The sequence below is a fragment of the Taklimakanibacter albus genome (genome assembly GCF_016595235.1).
GTDB lineage: Bacteria > Pseudomonadota > Alphaproteobacteria > Rhizobiales > Aestuariivirgaceae > Taklimakanibacter > Taklimakanibacter albus.
The window spans coordinates 262160-285322 of the sequence record NZ_JAENHL010000006.1 but is presented as its reverse complement, the minus strand read 5'-3'; the positions used below and the strand labels follow the sequence as shown (position 1 = coordinate 285322).

The following is a 23163-nucleotide window of genomic DNA, read 5'->3' as shown; positions in this document are numbered from 1 at the left end:
ACCCCGGCGGTAATCATAAGCAAATAAATTACCCAAAGGCACTTCCGTTTCAATCGCTTTTGTGCTGATTTATCTGACAATTCCGCGAGGGCTTGAGAGGGACCCATGGCTGATCTGACGATCACCGCCAAGTTGTTGACTCGTGCCGCAAGACGCAATGGCTATGCCATCCCGACCGATGGCATGATCTTCTTCGGCATCCGCGGCTTCAAACCTGACTCCCCGTTTGATAACTCCTTCAGCAAGAGTCGCACCGGACAGTTCTCGTCCATCGACTTCCTGAGGATGAACTGCACACTCGGACAGTGGAAGGTCGAATCCGACGACATTGCACTCTTCCCGGGCTCGACCGTGCCTTCCCGGCCAAATATCGAAAGGGCCAAACAAAAGGGTGGGACAGGCACGAATATGCTGATGCTCGGTCGTTTCGAGCATGAGAAAGGCGTGCACAAGGCCAACAAGCCGGGCGCGCACAGAGCGTTCCGGCAAGCGACTTTCTTTCCCGTCTGGCGCACCGCCGACAATCTCACCTTCGATCTTGCTGACAAGGTGGACTTCGGCGGCCAGGACGGGACATTTGTCTGGGACAATATCCATTCGGCCTATACCGAGGATCTCGCCGGCTTCTACAGCAGCGCCGGTTGCCAGGTGATCTGCGGCCTCCCGCAACCGTCCGGAAGCAATCGCCCGGAGACGGGCCCGTGGCGGACCTTTATCGACAATGCCTATGGCATCAAGCAGAAGCGCTTCGTCTATCTCCTGTTTTCGGCCGAAGAGCTGGCCTTCCTCGAAGCTGCGGAAGACGCATCGCAGGTCGTCCGCTTCGGATCGACCGGCCCCCTCGCCCGCGATGTCCAGAACAAACTGACGGAACGGGGACTGCTGCAAAAGAAGGCTGACGGGATTTTCGGCAGAGCGTCCCTGAGCGCCTTGATGACCTTTCAGGCAAAGACCCTAGGTCCGGTAGCCGCCGACGGCGTCTGCGGCGCCCAGACCGCCGAGTCACTTGGCATCGTCCTACCGCCGTTGTCCAAAGCCAAAGCCGCGCCGCAGCCTGGCGAGGCGGTGGAAACACCGGGCAACAACCCTGATCTCGAGGACGAAACCGATCTCGATGAAGCGACCGTTCAGCAATTGCTCGCCATCGCGCTCGGGTTGACGGGCACTCAACCAATACTTACCACCACGACAAAGACCGCTGCCACTAGCCCTCAATCCGACGATCAACGCTCGCGCGCCAATTTCGAACGCGCACAGGCTCTCATCAAGGAATTCGAGGGCGGCTTCACCAATAACCCAAAGGACAAGGGTGGCCCGACGAATTTTGGCATAACGCACTATACTTTGGCAGCATGGCGCAAGAAGGCCTCGGTCACCGCCGCCGAAGTCAAGGCGATGACCTATGATGAAGCCAAGGATATCTATTTTGCCCGGTACTGGACGAAGAGCTCCTGCGGTGCGATGCCCGGTGCACTCGCGCTACCGGTCTACAATATTGCCGTCCATGCCGGCCCTGGCAGAGCCGGAGAATATCTGCAACGCGCGCTCAACAAGAACGGCGCATCGCTGAAAGTCGATGGCGATGTTGGTGAAGATACATTGAAGGCCATCGCCACGGCGCCGTTGGCGGACACGATCGACGATCTCATCGACCTCTACGATGCCCTGCTCAAGTCGATCGACAACTACGCCACTTTCAAGGGCGGCTTTAACAGACGCGTGAAGATACTCAGGGTCGAAGCAGATAAATGGCTTGCCGAGACGGACGGCGAACAACCTGTCATGCCGACGCCCAAGATCGACGACGAAGGAGATACGACCGTGACAACGAAGGACGAAGCACTCAATCAATTGGTCAAGATGCTGACTGATGCTTTGGCGCAACCCGGCAACATTCCTCAGGTCGATGGGACTCATCAACCGGGAGTGGCGGCGCCTGGTACAGCAGCGCCCTCCACACCGACAGCGATCATTGCCTCCTTGCTGACCCGGATCCTGGAGAGCAAGAGCGGCAAGCCGGGCCTGACGCCCGTCAATGGTGCCCTCGGCACGACCCTCGGCAACATGCTCGATGGCCGCAAGAGCTTCCTCGGCATCCTCGGATCGGTCTTGAGTTCCCTTCTGACCACCGGCTCGCCGCTTCTCACCCTGATCCCGGCCTTGGGACCGATCGCGCCGATCGCCTCCGCTCTGCTGCCGATCTTCCTGGGGTTGGCGGCCTGGGGCGGCCTTGGCAAGATGGACAAATACGCCGCGCAACAGAAGTGAACCGCGGCGCTGCCCGCGCGGTGAAGAAAGAAAAAAGCGGGCCGCATTGAATGAGGAAGGCGCGGGCGAGCAAGATCCGCGTGCAAGGAACGACGAGGGCGATGCCGGGATGACCGGCAACGGGGATGGGGAACGTCACATGGGCGGCAGGAATCTTGTCGTCTTGGCCGACGGCACCGGCAACAGTGCCGCCAAGGCTTTCAAGACCAATGTCTGGCGTCTCTATGAGGCGCTCGACTTGAACGGAGCCGATCAAATCGCTGTCTTCAGCGACGGCGTCGGCACATCGAGCTTCAAGCCCTTCCAGGTCATCGGCCTCGCTCTCGGCTTCGGCGTTAAGAAGCGCGTGCTGGCGCTCTACAAATTCCTCTGCCTCAATTACGAGCCGGGCGACCGGATCTATGCCTTCGGCTTCAGCCGCGGCGCCTTCACGATCCGCATGCTGGTCGGACTCATTCATCGCGAGGGGCTGGTCAATTTCGCCTCGACCCAGGAGCTCGACCGCAATGCGGTCGCCGCCTATCGCGCCTATCGCCAGAAGGCCTTTCCGGCTCGGATGTGGTGGACTTCCAGTTCTCGTCGCTTGCGCGATCGATTCATAGAGGTCTGGAACAATTTCACCCGGGGCAAGCCCTATTCGGAAGTAAGGCCCAAGGCGGGTGATCCGCGCGCGGCGGGGAGTGTGAAGGTGCATTTCCTGGGTGTCTGGGACACCGTGGCCGCCTATGGTCTGCCCATCGATGAGCTGACACGAGCCGTCGACCGCTGGATCTGGCCGATGTCCTTCGGGCCTGGCCTTCTCTCCTCCGTCAAGCGGGCGCGCCAGGCATTCAGCATCGATGATGAGAGACGAACCTTCTTTCCTATTCCCTGGCTCGAGGATGATCCCAAGGATCTGCAGCCAAAGAACGATGAGCCGCCACGCCTCAGGCAAGTGTGGTTCGCCGGCGCGCATGCCAATGTCGGCGGCGGCTATCCCGATGATCGGCTGGCTTATATTCCGCTGTGCTGGATGATCGGGGAAGCGGCGGAGTCCGGCCTGCGCTTCGATGCCGAGATCGTTGCCGACTACTGGGACAATGCCTCGGAAAGCGGCCGCCGTTACGATCCACGCTCGGGGACGGGCGTTTTCTATCGCTATCATCCGCGCTCTGCTCAGGACCTCATGAACGGTCCTTCGGCAAAGAGCGGCGTGCCCAAAAGGCTTCCCCTTGTCGATGCCAGTGCCATCATCCGCATGGCGAAGGGCTCCGATCAGTATGGTCCGATCGCCTTGCCGGAAGAAGTCGAGGTACTCACACCTTATGACGACGTGGTCCCTCTCACCCAGCTCGGCGGCGTAACCAAGATCGCCCCGCCGCCCAAACGGCCCGACAAGTTGCCGCTCCCCGTGGGCCGGACCCGCGATCTGCAGGCCATGCAGCAATCGCTTTCCGACGTCGCCAATACGATCGTATCGGCCAGAGGCCCGCTGCGCTCCGAGCGCGTGGACTTGATGCATGACAGCGTCTGGTGGGGACGCGCTCTTTATTATGTATCCCTGGTTCTCTTCGTCCTGGCCGGGCTTTATCCGCTCTATGCCGGCTATCCGACAATCGGGATCATCTCGGATCTCAATGACATTCTCGGCGGCGTCATCGGTCCGGTTATTGAACTGCTGCGCAGTTTCCTCCCCGCCATGGCGGCCCCCTGGCTGCAGGCGATCACCGACAATCCGGCTGGCGCCCTGGCGCTCGGTGTGGCGATCGGCGTCTGCCTGTGGATCGGGAAATTCCTGCGCATCCGCATTCACGACCGGGCGCGCGCCGTCTGGAATATCGATCATCAGGAGGATAAGGCCAACAGCGGCGAGGCACGCAGGGACGCGCAGCGCCGGACACTGTGGAGTTCGGCCCTCATCTTCCTCTTCAGCTCCGTAGTGGCGCTGGTCGTTTCATCTCCTCTGACCACCAAGGCCCTGATCACCGCCGGTGTTCTCTTTGGCATTGCGGCGATATGCGCTTTGTTGGCAGCGAGACTAGGCCGCGCCGACGCCAAGGCAGAGGCAAGTGCGACGCCATGGACACTGCGCTTCGCGCGCGCCATCCGGACAAATGATGCGGCAATAGCCCTCTATTGCTTCCTCAAGAATACCGGGCTTCCGCTGGTCTTTCTGGTTCTCACGTCGGTCTTCCTCCTAGCCGGCCTCAACAAGGCGACATTCGAGGTCGTGAGCTCGATCGGAAAGATCTGTCCTGAGCCCGGCACCGCCAATGCGACCATGGCCGGCACGTTCGACACGACGAAGAATATGTGCGCGGATACCGGCATCGATCTGGTGAAGGGACAGAGCTACAAGATCAAGATCGATATTCCGCAGAACACCGCCTGGAAGGATGCATCACATTGCGCCGGGGTTTATGGCATCGACGACACCATCGCCTGGCCGGACTCGCTTCCCTTCTATCTTGGGGCGCCAGCCAAACGATGGTGGTCGGAGCCCTATTTCCGGCCGATCGCGCGCATCGGCCGGCGTGGCAATGACGAATATGCCCTCGTCCCGATCAAGGCACCGGAGTCGAGCGACAAATGCGAGGCGCGCAATCTGGAAGCCCTCATCACCGCGCGGAAAACCGGGCGGCTTTATCTCTATGTCAACGACGCCATCGTCTCCGTGCCGGGATTGCATAATTACTTCTACGAGAACAATGAGGGCTCGGCGAATTTTTCAGTGGAGAAATTCTAGCCGGCTGCGGCAGCCTCGATCGTGCTCTCCACCGACTTTCTGAGAATATTGGCGAAGTCGGTATAGAAGCCACGAATGACATTGGCTTCGTGCGTGAGCACGACGATATGGACGATGAGGCGCTGCTTCAGCCTGCGCAGGAATAGGCCGGGGCGCAGCATGCTCTGCGCCGTCAGACGGTCGACGATCGCGGCGCCACAGCCCGCCGCGGCAAAGGCGCAAGCGAGATAATAGGTCTGGACTTCGATGGCGGGCGCGTAGCTGCAGCCCAGTCTTTCGCGCTCGCGCGCAATCATGCCGCCGACACCGTCGCTGCGCGAAAGCCCGATGAATTCATGGTCGGCGATCTCCGCCAGATCGAACTCGCCGCCATCCTTTGGCCCGAGATAGACCAGGTCGATTTCGCCGACGACCTGCGTCCTGATATCGGGATGTTCATCGGGGAATATGGAAACCGCCAGATCGAGTTGGCGAGAGCGCAAGCCGGCGAGAAGCGCCTCGATATGGTTGGTTTCGACCTCGCAGACCACTGATGGGTAGGTCTTGCGAAAATCACGGATGGTCTTCGGCATGATAGACAGGCCGAGACTCGGCAGGCAACCGACATGCAGACGCCCCTGCGGAAAGCGCCGCAAGTTGGCGGACAGCTTGCGCAATTGATCGAGACCGGAATTCAGCTTGGCGACCTCGACATAAAGAAGTTCCGCCTCAGCCGTCGGCAGCAACCGTCCCTTCACGCGCTCGAACAGCTTGAATCCCAGCGAGGATTCGGCGTGCTGCAGCACCTTGCTGGCGGCAGGCTGGGACACCCCCAGAAGGACAGCCGCCTTGCTGATCGACCCGGCCTGCTTGATGGCGTGAAAAACCTCGATATGGCGCAGTCGCAAAGAGCGTCCTCCTTGATCGCAAGCCTATAACCTCAAGTTATGGATGTAGTCTATATTCCGATTTGACCATTCAGGTATTCCTCTCAAGATTGCCCTTATGGGACAGGCTCTGGCATGCGAGCGGCGGCTGCCGACTATCATTCGCAAACGGCCTGTTCCAACCCAATTCATAACCAGGAATATAGATCCGGGAGGAGTTTAACGTGCGCATTCGGAACTCGATATTTGGCCTTTCACGCCGGGCTCTACTGGCCCCGGCCCTCTTCGCCCTCCTCGCAACCAGCGCCCTGACGATCGGTCCCTTCGCCGCCGAGGCCGCCACGTTGAAAGTCGGCGTGCGCGAGGATGCGCTCACCATCGACCCCATCGCTTCCAGCGACAATGCGTCGATCTGGGCCGAGCTGCAGATCTATGACCAGCTCGTCCGCCCGAGCAAGGACGGCACCAAGCTCGAGCCCGGCATCGCCGAATCCTGGACGGTCTCGCCCGACGGCAAGGAATATCAATTCAAGCTGCGCAGCGACGCCAAGTTCTCGGACGGAACACCCGTCACGGCGAAGGACGTCGAATTCTCGCTCAAGCGCGCGGCCGGCGAGAAATCGGAATGGGGACGCTTCTTCCGTCCCATCACCTCTTATGACGTCGTCGACGACCATACGATCGTGATGAAGCTGGAGAAGCCCTTCACCCCGATCATCAACAATCTGGCGATGTTCAGCGCCTCCATCCTGCCCGCCAAGCTGGTCGAGGCTCAGGGCGAAGCCTTCTTCGAGAAGCCGATCGGCTCCGGCCCCTTCAGTCTCTCGTCCTGGGCGCGCGGCCAGAAGATGGAGCTCGCCAAGAACCCCCATTATTGGGAAAAGGGCAAACCCGCCATCGACGGCGCCACGCTCGAAATCGTGCCGGAAGACAATTCGCGCGTTCTGAAGCTCAAGGCCGGCGAACTCGATGCGATCATCGAGGTGCCGTTCAACCAGGCAGCCGCCCTCAAGAGCGATGCCAGCGTCAAGGTCGGTCTGGCGCCGGTGTTCCGCATCGACATGGTGCAGATCAACACGACCAAGAAGCCGTTCGACGACGTGCGTGTCCGCCAGGCGATGAACTACGCCATCGACAAGGAAGCACTGGTCAAAGGCGTCTTCCATGGCGACGCCGTTGCCGCCACGACCTCCATCCCGGTCATGGCCTATCACAATGAAGAGCTGAAGCCCTACCCGCTCGATCTCGACAAAGCGAAGGCTTTGCTCAAGGAGGCAGGTCTCGATTCCGGCTTCAAGACCAGCATGCTGGTGCGCGGCGGGGACGTGACCAGCCGCCAGATCGGCAGCGCCATCCAGGCGTCACTGCGCGCCATCGGCATCGAGGTGGAGTTGCAGACCATCGAAGGCTCCTCGCAGTTCAGCACCACCAAGGCCGGCAATTTCGAGCTGTCGCTCTCCTATGCGACGAGCGACACGATCGACCCCGATCAATTGGTCGGCTTTACCATGGTCAATCCGGAGCGCGCCAACGCCTTCCATTCGCAATGGAAGGACGACCGCGTCAACGAGCTCTACGCGCTCGAACGCTCGACCAATGAAGGCGAGGAACGTGGCAAGATGTTCAAGGAGATCGAAGCGCGGGTCCATGAGGGCGCTCCGTTCATCTTCCTGTTCATGCCGAAATCGGCCTATGCGATGCGCGCCAATGTCGAGGGCTTCGAAGTTCTGCCGACGGCGAACTATTCGCTGAAGGACGTGGTGATAAAGTAACCGGCAAAGACGCGTTTCTTCCGCCCGTTCTCCGATCACGTTTATCACTTTAGGTCGATCCGACCTAAAGTGATCGTGATCTGGAGAGCGGACGGCGGACCGATTTTATCATGAAGATAGTCTTTTTCTGCCTGTCGCGGATAATCCAGCTCCTGCCGGTGTTGCTCGGCATCACCGTGGTGGCGTTTCTGCTGCTGCGCGTCATGCCGGGCGATCCGGCGACGCTCATGCTCGGCAGCCGCGGCACGCCGGAAGATATCGCCAAGCTCAATGAGCAGCTCGGCCTCAACCAGCCCTTGTGGCACCAATATCTCCGCTTCATCGGCGATCTCGTCCAAGGGAGTTTCGGCCGCTCGATCGCCTACAAGGCCGATATCGGCCCGCTCATCCTCGAGCGCCTGTGGCCGAGCCTCGCGCTCGTCGGCCTGTCCACCATCATGGCCGTCGTCATGACGGTTCCGCTCGCCATGCTGACGGCGGTCCGGCGCGGCGGCGTCATCGATCAGATCGTTCGCGTGGTCTTCGTGATGGCGATGTCGATGCCGGCTTTCTGGCTCGGCGTCCTCCTGGTTCTGCTGCTCGCCATCTATGTGCCGCTCTTTCCCGTATCGGGCTATGGCGAGGGCTTCTGGGACAGGTTGCATCATCTGATCCTCCCCGCCTTCATCATCGCGCTCGGTACGGCCGCCTTGACCATCCGCTCGCTGCGCAGCTCGATCATCGCGGTTCTCGGCGCCGATTATGTCGATACCGCGCGGGCCAAAGGGCTCGTCGAACGTGACGTGCTATGGCGCCATGTCTTCCGCAACTCACTGACCTCGACGATCTCAGTCCTCGCCGTCCATACGAGCTGGGTAATCGGCGGAACCGTGGTCATCGAAACGGTCTTCGGTATACCGGGACTCGGCTCGCTGCTCGTCTCCTCGATCTCGGCGCGCGATTACCCCATGGTGCAGGCGCTGACCGTCACCTTCGCGACGCTCGTCGTCATCATCAACCTCCTGACCGACCTTGCCTACGCCCTGGTCGATCCGCGCGTGACACTGTCTTGAGCCGTCTCATCTCCACAGAAACGATCGAAAGATTCCGGCGCAACCGGAATCTGCATATCGGTCTCATATTGCTGCTGGCGCTGGTCCTCGCCAGCCTGATCGGGCCGCTCGTCGTGCCGCACGATCCGCTCGCCATCGACTTCGGCAACGCGCTCACCGCGCCGAGCCTCGCCCATCCGTTCGGCACCGACGATCTCGGTCGCGACGTGCTCGCCCGCGTTGTCGCCGCCGCCAAGGTGGACCTCCAGGTCGTCGCGGTCTGCGTGCTGCTGCCTTTCCTCATCGGTTCGGCCATCGGACTGATCTCCGGCTATTTCGGCGGCTGGCTCGACCGCATCCTGATGCGGCTCGTCGATATATTGTGGGCGTTCCCCTTCTACGTGCTGGTCATCAGCATCGTCGGGGCGCTCGGCCCCAGCATCGCCAATATGTATCTGGCCTTCACCCTGGTGGTGTGGATCTCCTTCGCCCGCATCGTCAGGGGCGAGGTGCTGCTCGCCAAGGAGCTCGATTATGTGAAGGCCGCCTCGGTCCTGGGCTACAGCCATGTCCGCATCATGTTCCGGCACATTTTGCCCAATGTCATCACGCCGGCCATCGTCTTCATGATGGCGGATGTCGTGCTCACCATTCTCGCCGTCACATCGCTCGGCTTTCTCGGGCTCGGCATCCAGCCGCCGACACCGGAATGGGGCGTGATGATCGCCGACGGCCGTAACTTCATCCAGGACGGCTGGTGGATATCTCTGTTTCCCGGCCTCGCCATCGTGCTGGTCGGCGTCACCTTCACCTTTCTCGGTGACGGGCTCGATGACTTCCTGAGGCCCAAAGCATGAGCGCGCCTCTGCTCAGCGTGCGCGATCTCAAGGTCACCTTCGCCGGCCGCGGCCGCACCGTGACTGCGGTCGATGGCGTCAGCTTCGACATCCGGCCGGGCGAGATCTTCGGCCTGGTCGGCGAATCGGGCTGCGGCAAGAGTGTCACCTGCCGCTCACTGATCCGGCTGTTCGGCGGCGCCGCACCGAGCCGCATGGAAGGTTCGATCACCTTCGAGGGCCGCGACCTCGTCACTCTCAGGAATTCAGACTTCGTCGATATCCGCGGCAGCCGCATCGCGATGATCTTCCAGGATCCGATGACGGCGCTCAATCCGACGATGCGCATCGGCCGGCAGATCCAGGAAGGCCTCATCCGGCATGGCCGGCTCGCCGGCAGGACACCACGCCAAGCTGCCGTCGATCTTCTGAAATCGGTCGGCGTCACCGCGCCCGAGCGGCGGCTCGATGCCTATCCACATGCCTTCAGCGGCGGTATGCGCCAGCGCGTGCTCATCGCCATCGCGCTTGCCTGCCGGCCAAAGCTCCTGATCGCCGACGAGCCGACCACGGCCCTCGACGTCACGGTACAGGACCAGATCCTCAAGCTGATCCTGAAGCTGCGCGCGGAAACCGGCATGGCGGTGCTGTTCGTCACCCATGATCTCGGCGTCGTCGCGCAGACCTGCGATCGCGTCGCCGTCATGTATGCCGGGCGCATCGCCGAAACCGCCGATACGGCACAGCTTTTCGCCAAGCCATCACACCCCTATACGCGGGCATTGCTGGGCGCCTTGCCCGCCTTGCACGGCAAGCAGGACCGGCTCGAGCCGATCGGCGGCGCTCCCCCCGACCTGTCGGCGCCGCCTCCGGGCTGCCGCTTCCATCCGCGTTGCCGTTTCGCCGTCGGCCAATGCGCGCGCGAGGAGCCGCCGCTGCTCGATGTCGAGCCGGGCCATTTGAGCGCCTGCCTGCGGATGAAGGAGATCGCATGAGCGCCTCCTCACCCCTGCTCGAGATCAGCCATGTGTCGAAGGCCTACGCGCTCGACCATAGTCTGAGCGACATGCTCGCCCGCAAGCCGCGAGCCAGGCTGCAGGCGCTGCGCAATGTCAGTCTCACCATCAAGCCCGGCGAGATCCTGGGTGTTGTCGGTGAATCGGGCTGCGGCAAGTCAACGCTGGGCCGTTGCATCGTCGGCCTCGACAAACCAGATCAGGGCAGCTTCGCCTGGCAGGGCGGCGGCTTCGACGCCGACCGACATGCCCGCGCCCGCCAGATCCAGATGGTCTTCCAGGATCCCTACGCCTCGCTCAATCCGCGCATGACGCTCGGCGCCATGCTGGACGAGGTCCTCAAGGTCCATGGCATGACGGCCGATGCGGCCGCGCGAAGCAGGCGAATCGATGAATTGCTGCTGATGGTCGGCCTGACGCCGGCCCTTCGGGAGCGGTTGCCACATGCGATCAGCGGCGGCCAACGCCAGCGCATCTCGATCGCCCGGGCGCTCGCCGTGGAGCCGCGCCTGCTCATCGCCGACGAACCGGTCTCGGCGCTCGATGCCAGCGTCCAGGCGCAGATCATTAATCTGCTTGCTGATCTGCGCGCCAAGCTTGGCATCGCCATCCTGTTCATCGCGCATGATCTCAATGTGGTGCGCCATATCAGCGACCGCATCGCGGTCATGTATCTGGGCGAGATCGTCGAGATCGCCGAGACCGAAAGCCTGTTTGCCGAACCTCGGCATCCCTATACGAGAGGGCTCCTCGCCGCGATCCCAATGCCCGATCCGCGCATCCGCACGCAGGCGCCCGGCATAGAAGGCGAAGTGCCGGATCCCCTGGCGCCGCCTGCCGGCTGTGGCTTCTCGACCCGCTGTCCCTTCGTGCTGCCGGCCTGCCGGGCCGAGCACCCGGAACTCATTCCGGAGGGGTCGGAGCACACTGTCCGCTGTCTCAATGCGGCGGCCTCCACGGAATTCGATTTCACCCACCGCACCTGACGATCACTAAATCCGGGAAACACTTCATGTCGTCCAATACCAAGCTATCGGCAGCAAAAATCGGCGCCGAACTCGTCGCCTGGAGCGCCGAGCGTTTCGCCCCTCATGGCGTCACCGGCGATGATTTCGCCATCACTCTGCGTCTTCATGCGGGTGAAACGGGCCCGGTGGCCGGCAGCTTCTCCTATCGCGGCGACGTCGCCTTCTATCCTTGCAGCGTCGTCAAGATGTTCTACCTGGTGGCCCTGGAACAGGCCTATCAGGACGGCCGCCTCAGCGAGACGCCGGAGCTCGTCCGCGCCGCGCATGATATGATCAAATGGTCGAGCAACATGGCGACCAATTACATCATCGACCATCTGAGCGGAACGACCGGCGATCTCGAGCTCGCCCCCGCGGACATGGAGATCTGGGTCGAGGCGCGCGAGAATGTAAACCGTTATTTCCGGTCGCTCGATCTGGCGGAGCTGGCCGGCATCAACGTGTCGCAGAAGCTCATGGACGACCAGCGTTATGGGCGCGAAAACATCTATGTGCGGCGCGGCGGCAACAATCACAACCGGCTCACCAGCGACGCCGCCGCGGCGATCCTCGCCAGGATCATGAGCGGTGATATGATTTCAGCCGATCGCTCACGAACCATGCGCGACTTCCTCCATCGCCCGAACACGAAGGCGTTCCGCGAAACGCCGCATGCGCAGCTCTTAGGTTTCCTCGGAGAGGGCATGCCGGAGGGCGCGCGCATCTGGTCGAAAGCGGGCTGGACCGGCTGGACGGGCGACGAGCTTGCGAGCTACCGCCGCCATGACGCCCTGCATGCGGTGCTGCCGGGCGGCGAAGCCTTCACGCTCGCCGCCTTCACCCAGGGCAAATGGCCCTCCGACAGCCTTACCCTGCTGCCGGAGATCGGTGCGAAGGCGGCGGCGCTGATCGCAGGCTAGCTTTCACTCGATCAGCTTCTCCAGCGTGATCGGCAGGTCGCGGATGCGCTTGCCGGTCGCGTGATAGACGGCATTGGCGATCGCCGGCGCGACGCCGACGATACCGAGCTCGCCCACCGCCTTGCCGCCCAAGACCGAGGCATGGAAGTCCGGCACGCCGACCGAGATGACTTCGATGTCAGGTATATCGGCATTGGTGGCGATGAGATAGTCGCCGAGATTGTTGTTGATGACTCGCCCTTTGCGCCGATCGACGAGCCCTTCTTCGAGCAACGCTTGGCCGATGCCCATGATGATGCCGCCTTTCCATTGGCTTTCAGCAAGCTTGGGGTTGTAGAGGCGGCCGGAATCGAGGGCCGAGACGACCCGCGACACCCTGACCGTGCCAAAGTCCTCATCGACCCTGACCTCGATGAAGTGCACGCACCAGGCGTGAAGCGAATAGTCGCCTTCAGTCGGCGAGCGCATGCGCGTGATGGTCGTGTAGGTCCTGTGCTTTTCGGCAGCGCTATTGTTGGTTTCCGGCAGCGTATCGCGCAACACTTCGATCTTATCGCGGCCGAGACGATGCATAAGTTCGGCGATCGAGACTTCCTCGCCGCCGCGCGGCGAAGAAATGACACCGTCCGCAACACTGAGCGTGTTCGCCTGGAGAGCGCGGAAGGGCGAGTTGGGGTCGCCGATGGCGAGACCAATAAGCTCATCGCGCGCCGCCAGCGCCGCCTTGTGGACGGCCCCGGTCATCAGATTGGCAAGCTGCGATCCGCCGGCCACCGGCGCGCCGGGCAAGGCCGAGTCACCGAGCTTCACCTCGACCTGATCCACCGGCAAGCCGATCGCGTCGGCTGCCGTCTGGGCCAGGATCGTGTAAGTGCCCTGCCCCATATCGATGCCGCTGCTCGCCACTTCGGCGCGGCCATCGGCGAAGAGCCTGACCATCGCCTCACCGGCAGTGCGGCGGACCGGATAGGTGCCCGCCGCCACGCCCCAGCCGATCAGATGATGGCCGTCACGCATCGAACGGGGCTCCGATGTGCGCTTTTCCCAGCCGAAGGCCTTGGCGCCCGCTTCATAGGCCTCGCGCAATTGCCGCGTCGACCAGGGCTTTTTCGCATGCGGGTCCTCCTCGGCATAATTGAGGAGCCTGATCGCCACCGGGTCGATGCCTACTTCATAACTGAGCTCGTCGATGGCGCATTCGATGCCGAAGGCGCTCGGATTTTCGCCCGGCGCCCGCAAGGCGCTGGGCAACACTGTATTCACCGGCACCACCGTCTGACGGGCAGCGAGGTGAGGCGTCGCATACATGAGCGCCGTGACCGAGGCCAAAGGCTCGCCCCATACACCATCGCGGGACGTTTCATTGGCGCCGGTCTGGACGATGGACACCAGTCTGCCTTCCTCCGTTGCGCCGAGCCTCAAGGTCTGGCGCGTCGCCGGACGGCCACCAAAGGCGGTAAATGTTTGCGGCCGGGTCAGCGCCAGCTTCACCGGGCGATCGAGCATCTTCGCCGCGCAGGCGGCAATGGCGCCATGCGCCAGTGCAAAGGCTTTCGAACCGAAGCCGCCGCCGATGAAAGGTGAAACCAATCGCACATTCTCATAGGGAACGCCGAACCATTCGGCATAGGTGCGCGACATGCCGTTGATCCACTGGCTCGGCTCCCACACGGTGAGCTTATCGCCATTCCATTGCGCCACCAGCCCATGCGGCTCGATAGGGACATTATATTCGCGCGGTGTGCGATAGGTCGCCTCGATCCGAACCGGCGCCTCGGCCAGGGCCTCTTCGGCCTCGCCCCAGGAAACCGCCAGATGATCGAGCGCCATCCCCTCGCCCGACCGCGGATCGTCATAGGTGGCGATCGCATCGGTCTCCTCATAATAGATCTTGATGAGTGCCGCCGCGGCGGTCGCCTGCTCGAAGGTCTCGGCCACCACGGCGGCGACATGCTGGCCCACGAAATTGATCATATTGGTAAGCGGCAGATAAGGCCCATCAGGTCCCGGCGTGTCGAGCCATGTCGTCGCCGATTTCAACGGCATGATTCTGTCGGGGGTGAGCACCATGAGGACGCCGGGTGCTGCGTCGGCCGCCGCCGTGTCGATGACGCCGATCCGGCCGGCGCCGATGGTGCTCTGCACGATCACCGCATGGCAGAGACCTTCGGGATGATGCTCGAGCGCATAACGCGCCGCGCCGGTGATCTTGGCAGGGCCATCGATGCGCGACAGACGACTGCCGAGAGAGGCACCGCCATCGGACGCGTCGCCGCGTTTGACTTTCGCAGGCAGAATATCCGTCGTCATGCCAGGCCTCCGACTTTCAGGATGGCGCGCGTTACGACACGCGGCGCCAGGTCGATCTTGTAGTGATTGTCGCCTTGCGCCAGCGCACCCGTCATCGCGAGCAGGCTTGCCTCTCTCACCGCCTTGGGCTCGAGCAGCTTGCCGATGAGCGCCTTCTCGACGTCGCGCGCGCGCCAGGGCTTTGTGGCGACGCCGCCCAGCGCCACGCGCAGATCGCGAATGGTCTTGCCGTCGGGCTCGAGCTCGATTCCAACCGCGGCACTGGCGGCGGCGAATTCGTAGGATTGGCGGTCGCGCACCTTGAGATAGGTCGAACGCCGTGCCGGGACGGAAGCGGGTATGGTCACCGCGGTGATCACTTCACCCGGTTCCAGCGCATGCTCGCGCTCGGGCGTCATGCCCGGCAGCAGGAAGAAGTCGTCGACGGCGATGCGGCGCTCGCCCAGATGCACCACCGCATCGAAAGCGGTCAGCGCCACCGCGAGATCGCCCGGATTGGCAGCGATGCAGACCTTGCTCGTGCCCAATACCGCGTGATTGCGGGTGACGCCGCCCAAGGCGGCGCAGCCCGAGCCCGGATCGCGCTTATTGCAGGCGGGAAAAGCCAGGGGATCGCGGAAATAGGCGCAGCGCGTGCGCTGCAGGAGATTGCCGCCAATGGTCGCCATATTGCGCAATTGCGCCGAGGCGGCCTGCCAGAGCGCTTCCGAGACGGCCGGAAAATTCTCGCGGATGACAGCGTCGGCGGCGACATGACTCATCTTGGCGAGGGCGCCGATATGGACGCCTGCCGCGCCAAAGGTGATCATATCAAGGCCTTCGAGGTGAGTAATGTCGATCACCTTGGCGGGCGCGGCAACGCCGCATTTGGCGAGATCGAGCAAGGTGGTGCCGCCGGCGAGCAGCATGGCGTCGGGCTCGGCGGCGAAGCGGCGGGCTTCAGCCAGCGATGCGGGACGGGCATAGTCGAAATCCCTCATGACATCACCTCCTTCGCCTGACGCACCGCCGCGACGATATGCGGATAGGCGCCGCAGCGGCACAGATTGCCGGACATGTATTCGCGGATTTCGGCATCCGAGCCGGCATGGCCCTCTTTGATGCAAGCCACCGCCGACATGATCTGGCCCGGCGTACAATAGCCGCATTGGAAAGCGTCGTGGCTGAGGAACGCCGCCTGCACGGGATGCAGATCGGCGCCTTCCGGCGTCAGCCCTTCGATGGTGGTGACCGCCCTGCCCTCGGCCTGGGCGGCGAGCGTGAGGCAGGCGAGCACGCGCTCGCCATCGACATGCACGGTACAGGCACCGCACTGGCCCTGATCGCAGCCTTTCTTCGAGCCGGTGAGGCCCAGGTGCTCGCGCAGGGCATCGAGCAAGGTGACGCGCGGTTCGACGGTCAGCTCATGTGACGCGCCGTTGACTGCAAGCTTGAGAGTCAAGGATTTAGACATGAATTCGGCCTCACTCTGTCTTCCGTAATAGGCATGACATTTCGGATCCGGATGGGGTAACAAATCAGAGGCGTCGCGATATAATCGGAGGCGCCTCCGGATAACACTTAGAAACACGCCGGTGAGAATTCAAGCCCCCAATTGTGTTGGGTATGTGAAGTGAGCGCGAAGCGGACGGTAAAAAGCAGCAAGACCACCCCTGCCGTGGCGGAAAAGCCCATGCGCGCCGATGCCCTGCGCAACCGCGAAAAACTCATCGAGGCGGCGGGCAAGGCCTTCGCCGAACATGGCATCGAGACGTCGCTGGAAGAGATCGCGGCGCGCGCCCAGGTCGGCATCGGCACCCTCTACCGGCATTTTCCGACGCGCGAGCATCTGGTCGAAGTCGTCTATGGCCACGAGGTCGAAGCGCTGTGCCGGGCGGCCGAGGATCTCGCGCGCAAATACCCACCCGAAAGGGCGCTCGCCGCCTGGATGCAGCGTTTCGTCGATTATATCGCGGCCAAACGCGGCATGGCCAACAGCCTCAAGCTGCTGATCGCCAGCAATTCCGAATTTTTCGCGGCAACGTCCGGCAGGATCCCGGCCGCCCTGCAGCAGCTTGTCGATGCCGCGATCGCGCAAGGCGCCATCCGTTCGGATATCGACAGTTCCGACGTCCTCCATGCGCTTTCGGGCATTTACAGCCTCCCCCAGACGCCGGACTGGCGCGAACGCTCGCGCCGTCTCATTACACTTCTGATGGACGGCCTCAAAACCGGCGCCGGAACGGCAAGCCTCTCCTGAGGTGAGCGCATCATGCGTCCATGACAGACTGCCGTAATGCTTCGGCGTCATCTCTGGCATGACGAGGCGCCGCCCCGTTCCAGTCACAGTCGTGAGGCATTTGAGTCGCAAGGCTAGCGTGACTCAACCGCCCAACGTGATCCACCTGATTGACAGATCCCATGCCCTCGCCTGAGCTAACTTCGACCGTATCGGCCACAGTCGCCTATCTCTTGAGCTTCGGATTGGCCGGCGCGGGCTGTCTCGCCGCGATGGAGAGATTTGCGCCTCTCCTTCCCTCCTATATCCTGCTGATGTTCCTGGGCCTTGCGGTGCCCGACAGCACCACGCTCGCTTTGACCATTGGCGTAACGACATTCGGGTCGCTCATCGGCGGGCTCGGCTGGTTCGTGATCGGATGGGCGCTCGGCCCCGAGCGCGCACGCGCGGTTGTCGCCAGATACGGCAAATACATACTCCTGAAAATACCGCTCTATGACCGGCTGACCGATGCTTATCGCCGCCATCATTTCTGGGTCACGCTCTCGGGACAGATCATCCCGGCGGCCAGGCTCTATCTTCCTCTGCCCGCCGGGGTGCTTCGACTCGACCCGCGCATCTTCCTGGCAGCGACGACGCTCGGCTGCCTGATATGGAACGCACCCTTCGTGTATCTGGGCTACAGTTTGCGGAGCGGCGGGCGCGATCCCATTCAAACCGGATTCTGGGCCTCCATCGCCCTCCTTGCTCTCGAAGGCGCCATTCTGCTGCTGTTGCGCTATCGCAAGAAGGCTTCGTCCTGATCAGGACGAAGCCATCGGCTCCGGCAGCGACCAGTTGCCGAGCGTGTTATAACGCGAGCGGCCTTTTTCGCTGTGAATGAGCGAGAAGTCTTCGACGGTGAAGCGGATCGGGTCGATCGTCCGCTTGAGCACGACCTTCGGGCCGTAGAGCAGCGTGACATGCGGCGTGAAATGATCAGCCGCCTTGAAGCCCCAGTCCTTCAGCGCCGATCCGAGTGACCGGTGCAACTCCACCAGCGGTGCGCTCTCACCGAGCAGCACCAGAGCATGCCGACCGGGCGCGCCATGCCGCGGCGGCTTCACCTCGAAGCTCTGGACGTGATTGAGCGTCACGTCGAAAGGCGGCAGCGATACCGTCTGGCTGGCCCGCCTCGCGCCATGAATGATAGCCGAGGGCAGCCGCGTAAAGTCACCAACGAAATGCAGGGACATATGCAGAAGCTCTCTCGGGCGCAGGCTTCCCTGGACATCGTGCTCAGCACAAAATCCACGCCGGAAGCGCTCAATGCGACGGGCCGTGTCGCCATCGAGACGAATGCCGAGGAATAACCGTTCCGACCGCGGCGGCGACTTTCTCGCGCTAACGGCCGTTCCGAGATTGAATGCAACCTGTGCCATAACTCACCTTACGCAACTGACTGACCTCTAATGCTATAGAACAAAATAAGAACATTAGCAAGTACGTTTTGAAATTGCGCTGCTCTCTTCGGCAAAGAATCACTTCTTCCTTTGCGGATGGATGGTTTCGCCGCGCTTCAGCATCAGGACGAAGCTTTCGATTTTTCTTTTCCGCCCGGCTTCGGTCTTCATGTTGTGCAGGCGAAAGGCCAGGGCGAAGCGATTCTGCGCGCTTAGCTTCGCCAGCATCGCCTTTGCCTTGGGCTCGGCATCTATTGCGGCCTGAAGATCGGCGGGCACCACCATCTCCTTCGAGCCGCCATAAGCGCGATCCCAGCGCCCGTCGGCCTTGGCTGCATCGATCTCCTTAAGTCCATACTCGGTCATGCGCCCTTGCTTGATGAGGCGCGCGACATTGTCGACATTGATGCGACTCCAGGTGCTCTTGGCGCGGCGCCGGCAATAACGCTGCAAATAGCTTCTGTCGTCGAACCCCTTCCGCAGGCCGTCGATCCACCCCCAGCACAGACAGACATCGATGGCTTCCACAGGACTGATGGACAGCAGCCCCGAGCTCACCTTGTGGATCTTGATCCAGACTTCATCCTGCTTATCGTGATTCCGGGCCAGCCATTTGTGGAAGCTGTCGGAATTCTTGAATTCAAAGAGCTTGCCGGGATCAATAGTGACGGGCGCCATGTGAGATGCTCGAGCTTCCGCCTCCTTCAGTAGAGCACCCGGCGCCCGTCACTCAAGCCTTCATTCTCGCGCGCGCATGGAAGGGCGACAGGACGCAGACAATGGCGAGCCCGCCGATGACCGATATATGCTCCAGGGCCACCGTCATATCCCGGAACGCCGCTTCGCCCGATTTCGCCCAGAAAGGATGCGCGATCGGGACGGTCAGGACGGTGAAGATCGCGAGCGCGGCCGCGGCGAGCCAAGTGCCGCGATCGAGGATGATCATCGCCGATGCGCCGAGCTGGAGGATCAGTGTCGCCAGGTTGAAGGCCCAGCCCGGATAGAGCCCGAAGCTGTCCATCACCGTGGCATTGGCGCTGAAGTCCAGCAGTTTGGCGAGGCCGCTGGTCCAGAAGACGAAAGTGAGAAGAAGGCGTGCAACAAGCTCGAAGGCACGCGCGTCGAGGATCGGCATTTTCAACTCCTCCCGCCGGTGAGATGAAGGACGCGCACCGCCATGGCAATGGCGAGCATCGGAGCGATCGCAAAAATGCCGGCCAGCCATAAGGCCGCGGATGAAGCACCCGCGACGCCTCCAGGTTCGGCAAGACCGGCGATATTCGCCACCATGCCGGCGAGAGCGGTTCCGAACGCAATGGCGAAGAGCTGCACCGTCGTCATGCCGCCAGCGGCGAGATCCTGCTCGGTCGCGGGTGCGCTCCGATAGATGCGGGTGACGAGCCCCGGCCAGGCTATGCCGATGCCGAAACCGACCAGAAGAAGACCGGCGCAGATCGGCGCGAGAATGGCGAGATCTCCCTGGCCATGGAGCGGCACGAACGCCGCAAAAATCACCAGGCCCGTGAGCACCAGGACGGGTCCCAGCAAGATCAGACGGGCTCCCGCACTTTGCTGCCAGCGCGAGCTCAATATGGAGCCGATCGTCCAGCCGATCGCCATCAAGGCCGCGAGATAGCCGGCCCGGAGCGGCGACTGACCATGCAGGACTTGCAGCAGATAAGGCACGAAGATTTCAGGCTGCATGCCCAGCATCAGAAGCGCGATGGTGCAGTAGAGCGCCCCCAAGGGTGTGGCGATGCTGAAGGAGTTGCGCGGCAGGAGACGCGCCTCGGTCCTGCCCTCCACCAGAGCGATCAGGGCGATCATCGCGAGCGCGGCGCCAAGACCAGAGGCGTTCCAGGCGATGTCCTCGACCAAGCTGCCGGCCGAGACGGCGAGCACCGCGCCAGTCAACAGCACCAGCTGCGGCAGCGGGAGAGCAGCGCGCTCATTCCTGTCCGAGCTGCTTCTGGGGAGCGTCGAAAGGGCGATGAGCGTGAAGGCGGCGACGAAAGGCAGAAGCGACCAGAAGGCGGCACGCCAGGCATGATATTCTGCGAAGACTCCACCGACCGCCGGTCCGACCAGCGCCGCGATGCCGAACATCGCCGAGATAAGCGCGATGACGCGACCCCATAATCTTTCCGGCAGCACGAGACGCGTCAGGCCATAGGCCAACGCATAGAGGAAGCCGCCGCCGAGGCCCTGGATGCTGCGCCCCACCAGCATCACCGGCATGTTGACGGCCAGCGAACAGATCAATGTGCCCATGCCGAAGAGCAAGGCGGCGATGACATAAGCGCCGCGCGGACCGGCGCGCTTCAGGAGTTTCGCCGCCAATGCCGCGCCGAGGATCGAGGCGACGACGAACAATGTCGTGGCCCAGGCGTAAAAATCGAGGCCGCCAATGTCGGCGATAACCGAGGGCATCACCGTGGTTGCGATATACATGTTCACGGCATGCAGCGTCACGCCACCGGCCAAAACCAGAGCATAGATGCCATGTCTTCCACTGAGGAGATCGCTCCATCCGACAGGCGCCGGATCGGTCAATTCATTTGTCATGTCGGCACTCCAATTCGCGACCGAGGTCGCAGCCGACACGCCCTATAGGACCTCAACCAAAGTTGAGGTCAAGCATCACGCGTGCGTCTATGTGGCACCAAACGTCGCGGGCCTGGCCCACGCTTGCCCAACACGTCATCCGGATTTCGCAACGGGCATTCCGCCAAGGAAAGGCAGCCGCAGCCGATGCAGCTGGTGATCTGGTCGCGTAGTTGCGTCAGGCTGACGATGCGCTCCTCCAGCATGTCCTTCCAGGTATTGGTGAAGCGCCGCCAGTCGCTCGCCGTGGGCACATGATCATGCGGCAGGTCGGCCAACGCCTCATGGATGACGGCAAGCGAAATGCCGGCGCGCTGCGCGATGCGGACGATGGCGATGCGGCGCAGCACGGCACGGTGATAACGGCGTTGATTGCCAGCGGTGCGCCAGCCTTCGATCAACCCCTTACGCTCATAATAATGCAAGGTGGACACGGCGACGCCACTGCGTCGCGCCACCTCGCCCACCGCCAGAGTCTGTTTGGCGTCGCCCTTCTTCACGCCAGCGGCCGATAGGCCGGCCGGTACACCTTTTCAGCCATATAAGCGGCGAGATCATCGGGCGTCGGCACACCTGCGAGCCCGTGATCGAAGATGTAACGCGCCACGGCACGGGCGACATTGAGCGACACATCGAGAATCATTGATTGTGGCGGATAGATGAGACCGGTCGCGATCTGCGCCGGCGTCACCTGCTCGGCCAGTGCGCGCGCCGCGACAATGAACATCTCGTCGGTGACTCGCGCGGCCTCCGTCGCGTAGATCGCCATGCCGACCGCCGGGAAGATATAAACATTGTTGCCCTGGCTCGGCAGGAAGGTCTTGTCGCCGAGATAGACCGGCTGGAATGGGCTGCCGCTGGCAAAGACGGCCCGGCCGTCGGTCCAGCGATAGGCCTCCTCCGCCGTACATTCCGAATGCGAGGTCGGGTTGGAATAGGGAAAGATGATCGGCCGCTCGTTGAGCTTCGCCATCGTTTCGATGACAGTACGGTCGAAAGCCTTGCCGACACCCGACACGCCGATGATGGCGGTGGGCTTCAGCACCTCGATCGCGGCGGTGAAATTGTCGAGCGGCGCATGCTCATGGGCAAAGGGTTGCTGGAAGAGTGTGAGGCCCTCGCGCTTCGACTGAATGAGGCCGCCAATATCGAAGAGCCAGCAGCGCCGCTTTGCTTCAGCCGCCGAAAGCCCATCCTGCTCGAGCGCCTTGGCGAGGAGTGCGGCAATGCCGGTCGCCGCCGTGCCGGCGCCCAGAAACAGAAAGCGCTGATCCTTGAGCGCGCCATCGACGATCTTCGAGGCGGCGATAAGGCCCGCGAGCGCCACCGCGGCGGTGCCCTGTATGTCGTCGTTGAAGCAACAGACCTTGTCGCGATAGCGCGCCAAGATGGGTGCCGCATGCGGCAGCGCGAAATCCTCAAACTGGATGCAGGCACGTGGAAATACGTCCTGCACCGCCATGATGAATTCGTCGATGAATTCGTCATACTCAGCACCAGTGATCCGCGGCTGACGCAAACCGAGATAGAGTGGATGCTTGATGAGCGCCTCATTGTTGGTGCCGACATCGAGAGTGATCGGCAGCGTCACCTTGGGCGGCACGCCGGCGCAGGCCGTATAAAGAGCCAGCTTGCCGATCGGGATGCCCATGCCGTTGATGCCGAGATCGCCCAGTCCCAGAATACGTTCGCCATCGGTGACGACGATGAAACGCACATCCTTATGCGGCCAGTTGCGCAGGAGATCGCGCAGCTGACCCTTGCGGGTGATCGACAGATAGACACCGGCCGGGCGGCGCAGGATCTGGTCGAATTTCTGGCAGGCCTCGCCGACGGTCGGCGTGTAGACGAGCGGCAGGAAACGCGCCGGGTCGGACATCAGCGCCTTGAAATAGAGCGTCTCGTCATTGTCACGCAGCGAGGACAGAAAGATATACCGCTCGAGATCGGTCGGCTTGTAGTCGAGTTGAACCAGGACCCGCTGCAGCCTTACCTCCTCATCCTCCACCCGGTCCGGCAGTAGGCCGACCAGCCCGAATTTCTCGCGCTCGGCCTCGGTGAAGGCGGTCGAGCGATTGAGCGCCGGATCGCGCAGCAGCGCCACGCCGGTCGGATGATTGGTGAGCGGTGTCGGTTTAGCGGTCATGT

At 62.3% G+C, this 23163-nt stretch carries 20 protein-coding genes; 10 read left to right on the top strand and 10 right to left on the bottom strand.

The genetic code is table 11. The features are described from left to right. Positions 1 to 105 precede the first annotated feature (105 nt). Both JHL16_RS06015 and JHL16_RS06010 read left to right on the top strand, forming a co-directional pair. The gene (locus JHL16_RS06015) at positions 106 to 2268 is read left to right on the top strand and encodes a glycosyl hydrolase 108 family protein (protein ID WP_200183975.1); all 2163 of its coding nucleotides are present in this window, start codon (positions 106 to 108) and stop codon (positions 2266 to 2268) included. Positions 2269 to 2407: 139 nt separating this feature from the next. Next, positions 2408 to 4993 (top strand): DUF2235 domain-containing protein, encoded by a 2586-nt coding sequence (locus tag JHL16_RS06010; RefSeq protein ID WP_200183974.1) that lies wholly within the window; start codon positions 2408 to 2410, stop codon positions 4991 to 4993. Here JHL16_RS06010 and JHL16_RS06005 read toward each other — a convergent pair. Further along, entirely contained in the window at positions 4990 to 5880 is an 891-nt protein-coding gene (locus JHL16_RS06005) for a LysR family transcriptional regulator (RefSeq protein WP_200183973.1), read from the bottom strand. The genes JHL16_RS06010 and JHL16_RS06005 overlap by 4 nt on opposite strands. A 203-nt stretch (positions 5881 to 6083) precedes the next feature. Here JHL16_RS06005 and JHL16_RS06000 point away from each other — a divergent pair, with 203 nt between their 5' ends. From JHL16_RS06000 to JHL16_RS05975, 6 genes are all read left to right on the top strand, one after another. After that, positions 6084 to 7631: an ABC transporter substrate-binding protein gene (locus JHL16_RS06000; protein WP_348647175.1), complete on the top strand. Its 1548-nt coding sequence runs from the start codon at positions 6084 to 6086 to the stop codon at positions 7629 to 7631. 110 nt (positions 7632 to 7741) lie between these two features. Further along, the gene (locus tag JHL16_RS05995; RefSeq protein ID WP_200183972.1) at positions 7742 to 8683 is read left to right on the top strand and encodes an ABC transporter permease; all 942 of its coding nucleotides are present in this window, start codon (positions 7742 to 7744) and stop codon (positions 8681 to 8683) included. Continuing rightward, complete coding sequence (locus JHL16_RS05990; RefSeq protein WP_210345958.1) at positions 8680 to 9519, top strand: ABC transporter permease; 840 nt, start codon at positions 8680 to 8682, stop codon at positions 9517 to 9519. Before JHL16_RS05995 ends, JHL16_RS05990 begins: the two co-directional genes overlap by 4 nt. Then, positions 9516 to 10493 (top strand): ABC transporter ATP-binding protein, encoded by a 978-nt coding sequence (locus JHL16_RS05985; protein WP_200183971.1) that lies wholly within the window; start codon positions 9516 to 9518, stop codon positions 10491 to 10493. The genes JHL16_RS05990 and JHL16_RS05985 overlap by 4 nt, the downstream gene beginning before the upstream one ends. Beyond that, a complete protein-coding gene (locus tag JHL16_RS05980; protein WP_200183970.1) occupies positions 10490 to 11500 on the top strand; it encodes an ABC transporter ATP-binding protein in 1011 nt (336 codons plus the stop codon). Before JHL16_RS05985 ends, JHL16_RS05980 begins: the two co-directional genes overlap by 4 nt. Positions 11501 to 11526: 26 nt before the next feature. Continuing rightward, positions 11527 to 12441, top strand: a complete 915-nt coding sequence (locus tag JHL16_RS05975) for a serine hydrolase (protein ID WP_200183969.1) — start codon at positions 11527 to 11529, stop codon at positions 12439 to 12441. Between the two features lie 3 nt (positions 12442 to 12444). Here the strand turns inward: JHL16_RS05975 and JHL16_RS05970 are convergent, their stop codons facing one another. From JHL16_RS05970 to JHL16_RS05960, 3 genes are read right to left on the bottom strand one after another with little or no spacing between them, the layout of a single operon-like run. Continuing rightward, entirely contained in the window at positions 12445 to 14751 is a 2307-nt protein-coding gene (locus JHL16_RS05970; protein ID WP_200183968.1) for a xanthine dehydrogenase family protein molybdopterin-binding subunit, read from the bottom strand. Then, positions 14748 to 15731, bottom strand: coding sequence for an FAD binding domain-containing protein (locus JHL16_RS05965; RefSeq protein WP_200183967.1), 984 nt, complete (start codon positions 15729 to 15731; stop codon positions 14748 to 14750). Before JHL16_RS05965 ends, JHL16_RS05970 begins: the two co-directional genes overlap by 4 nt. Next, entirely contained in the window at positions 15728 to 16204 is a 477-nt protein-coding gene (locus JHL16_RS05960) for a (2Fe-2S)-binding protein (protein ID WP_200183966.1), read from the bottom strand. The genes JHL16_RS05965 and JHL16_RS05960 overlap by 4 nt, the downstream gene beginning before the upstream one ends. Positions 16205 to 16423: 219 nt before the next feature. Here JHL16_RS05960 and JHL16_RS05955 point away from each other — a divergent pair, with 219 nt between their 5' ends. Then, the gene (locus JHL16_RS05955) at positions 16424 to 16990 is read left to right on the top strand and encodes a TetR/AcrR family transcriptional regulator (protein ID WP_200183965.1); all 567 of its coding nucleotides are present in this window, start codon (positions 16424 to 16426) and stop codon (positions 16988 to 16990) included. 161 nt (positions 16991 to 17151) lie between these two features. Further along, positions 17152 to 17772, top strand: coding sequence for a DedA family protein (locus tag JHL16_RS05950; protein ID WP_200183964.1), 621 nt, complete (start codon positions 17152 to 17154; stop codon positions 17770 to 17772). On the opposite strand, the gene JHL16_RS05945 is transcribed toward JHL16_RS05950, so the two are convergent. The 6 genes from JHL16_RS05945 to JHL16_RS05920 form a co-directional block, all read right to left on the bottom strand. Then, positions 17773 to 18390 (bottom strand): 2'-5' RNA ligase family protein, encoded by a 618-nt coding sequence (locus JHL16_RS05945; protein WP_200183963.1) that lies wholly within the window; start codon positions 18388 to 18390, stop codon positions 17773 to 17775. A gap of 99 nt (positions 18391 to 18489) precedes the next feature. Continuing rightward, complete coding sequence (locus JHL16_RS05940) at positions 18490 to 19089, bottom strand: YdeI/OmpD-associated family protein (protein WP_200183962.1); 600 nt, start codon at positions 19087 to 19089, stop codon at positions 18490 to 18492. Between the two features lie 52 nt (positions 19090 to 19141). Continuing rightward, positions 19142 to 19546, bottom strand: a complete 405-nt coding sequence (locus JHL16_RS05935) for a DoxX family protein (protein ID WP_200183961.1) — start codon at positions 19544 to 19546, stop codon at positions 19142 to 19144. Between the two features lie 2 nt (positions 19547 to 19548). Beyond that, positions 19549 to 20976, bottom strand: coding sequence for an MFS transporter (locus JHL16_RS05930; protein WP_200183960.1), 1428 nt, complete (start codon positions 20974 to 20976; stop codon positions 19549 to 19551). A gap of 68 nt (positions 20977 to 21044) precedes the next feature. Beyond that, positions 21045 to 21515 (bottom strand): redox-sensitive transcriptional activator SoxR, encoded by a 471-nt coding sequence (gene soxR / locus JHL16_RS05925; protein WP_200183959.1) that lies wholly within the window; start codon positions 21513 to 21515, stop codon positions 21045 to 21047. Continuing rightward, positions 21512 to 23161 carry an NAD-dependent malic enzyme gene (locus tag JHL16_RS05920; protein WP_200183958.1) on the bottom strand — a complete coding sequence of 550 codons (1650 nt, stop codon included), beginning with the start codon at positions 23159 to 23161 and terminating at the stop codon, positions 21512 to 21514. The genes soxR and JHL16_RS05920 overlap by 4 nt, the downstream gene beginning before the upstream one ends. Positions 23162 to 23163 lie beyond the last annotated feature (2 nt).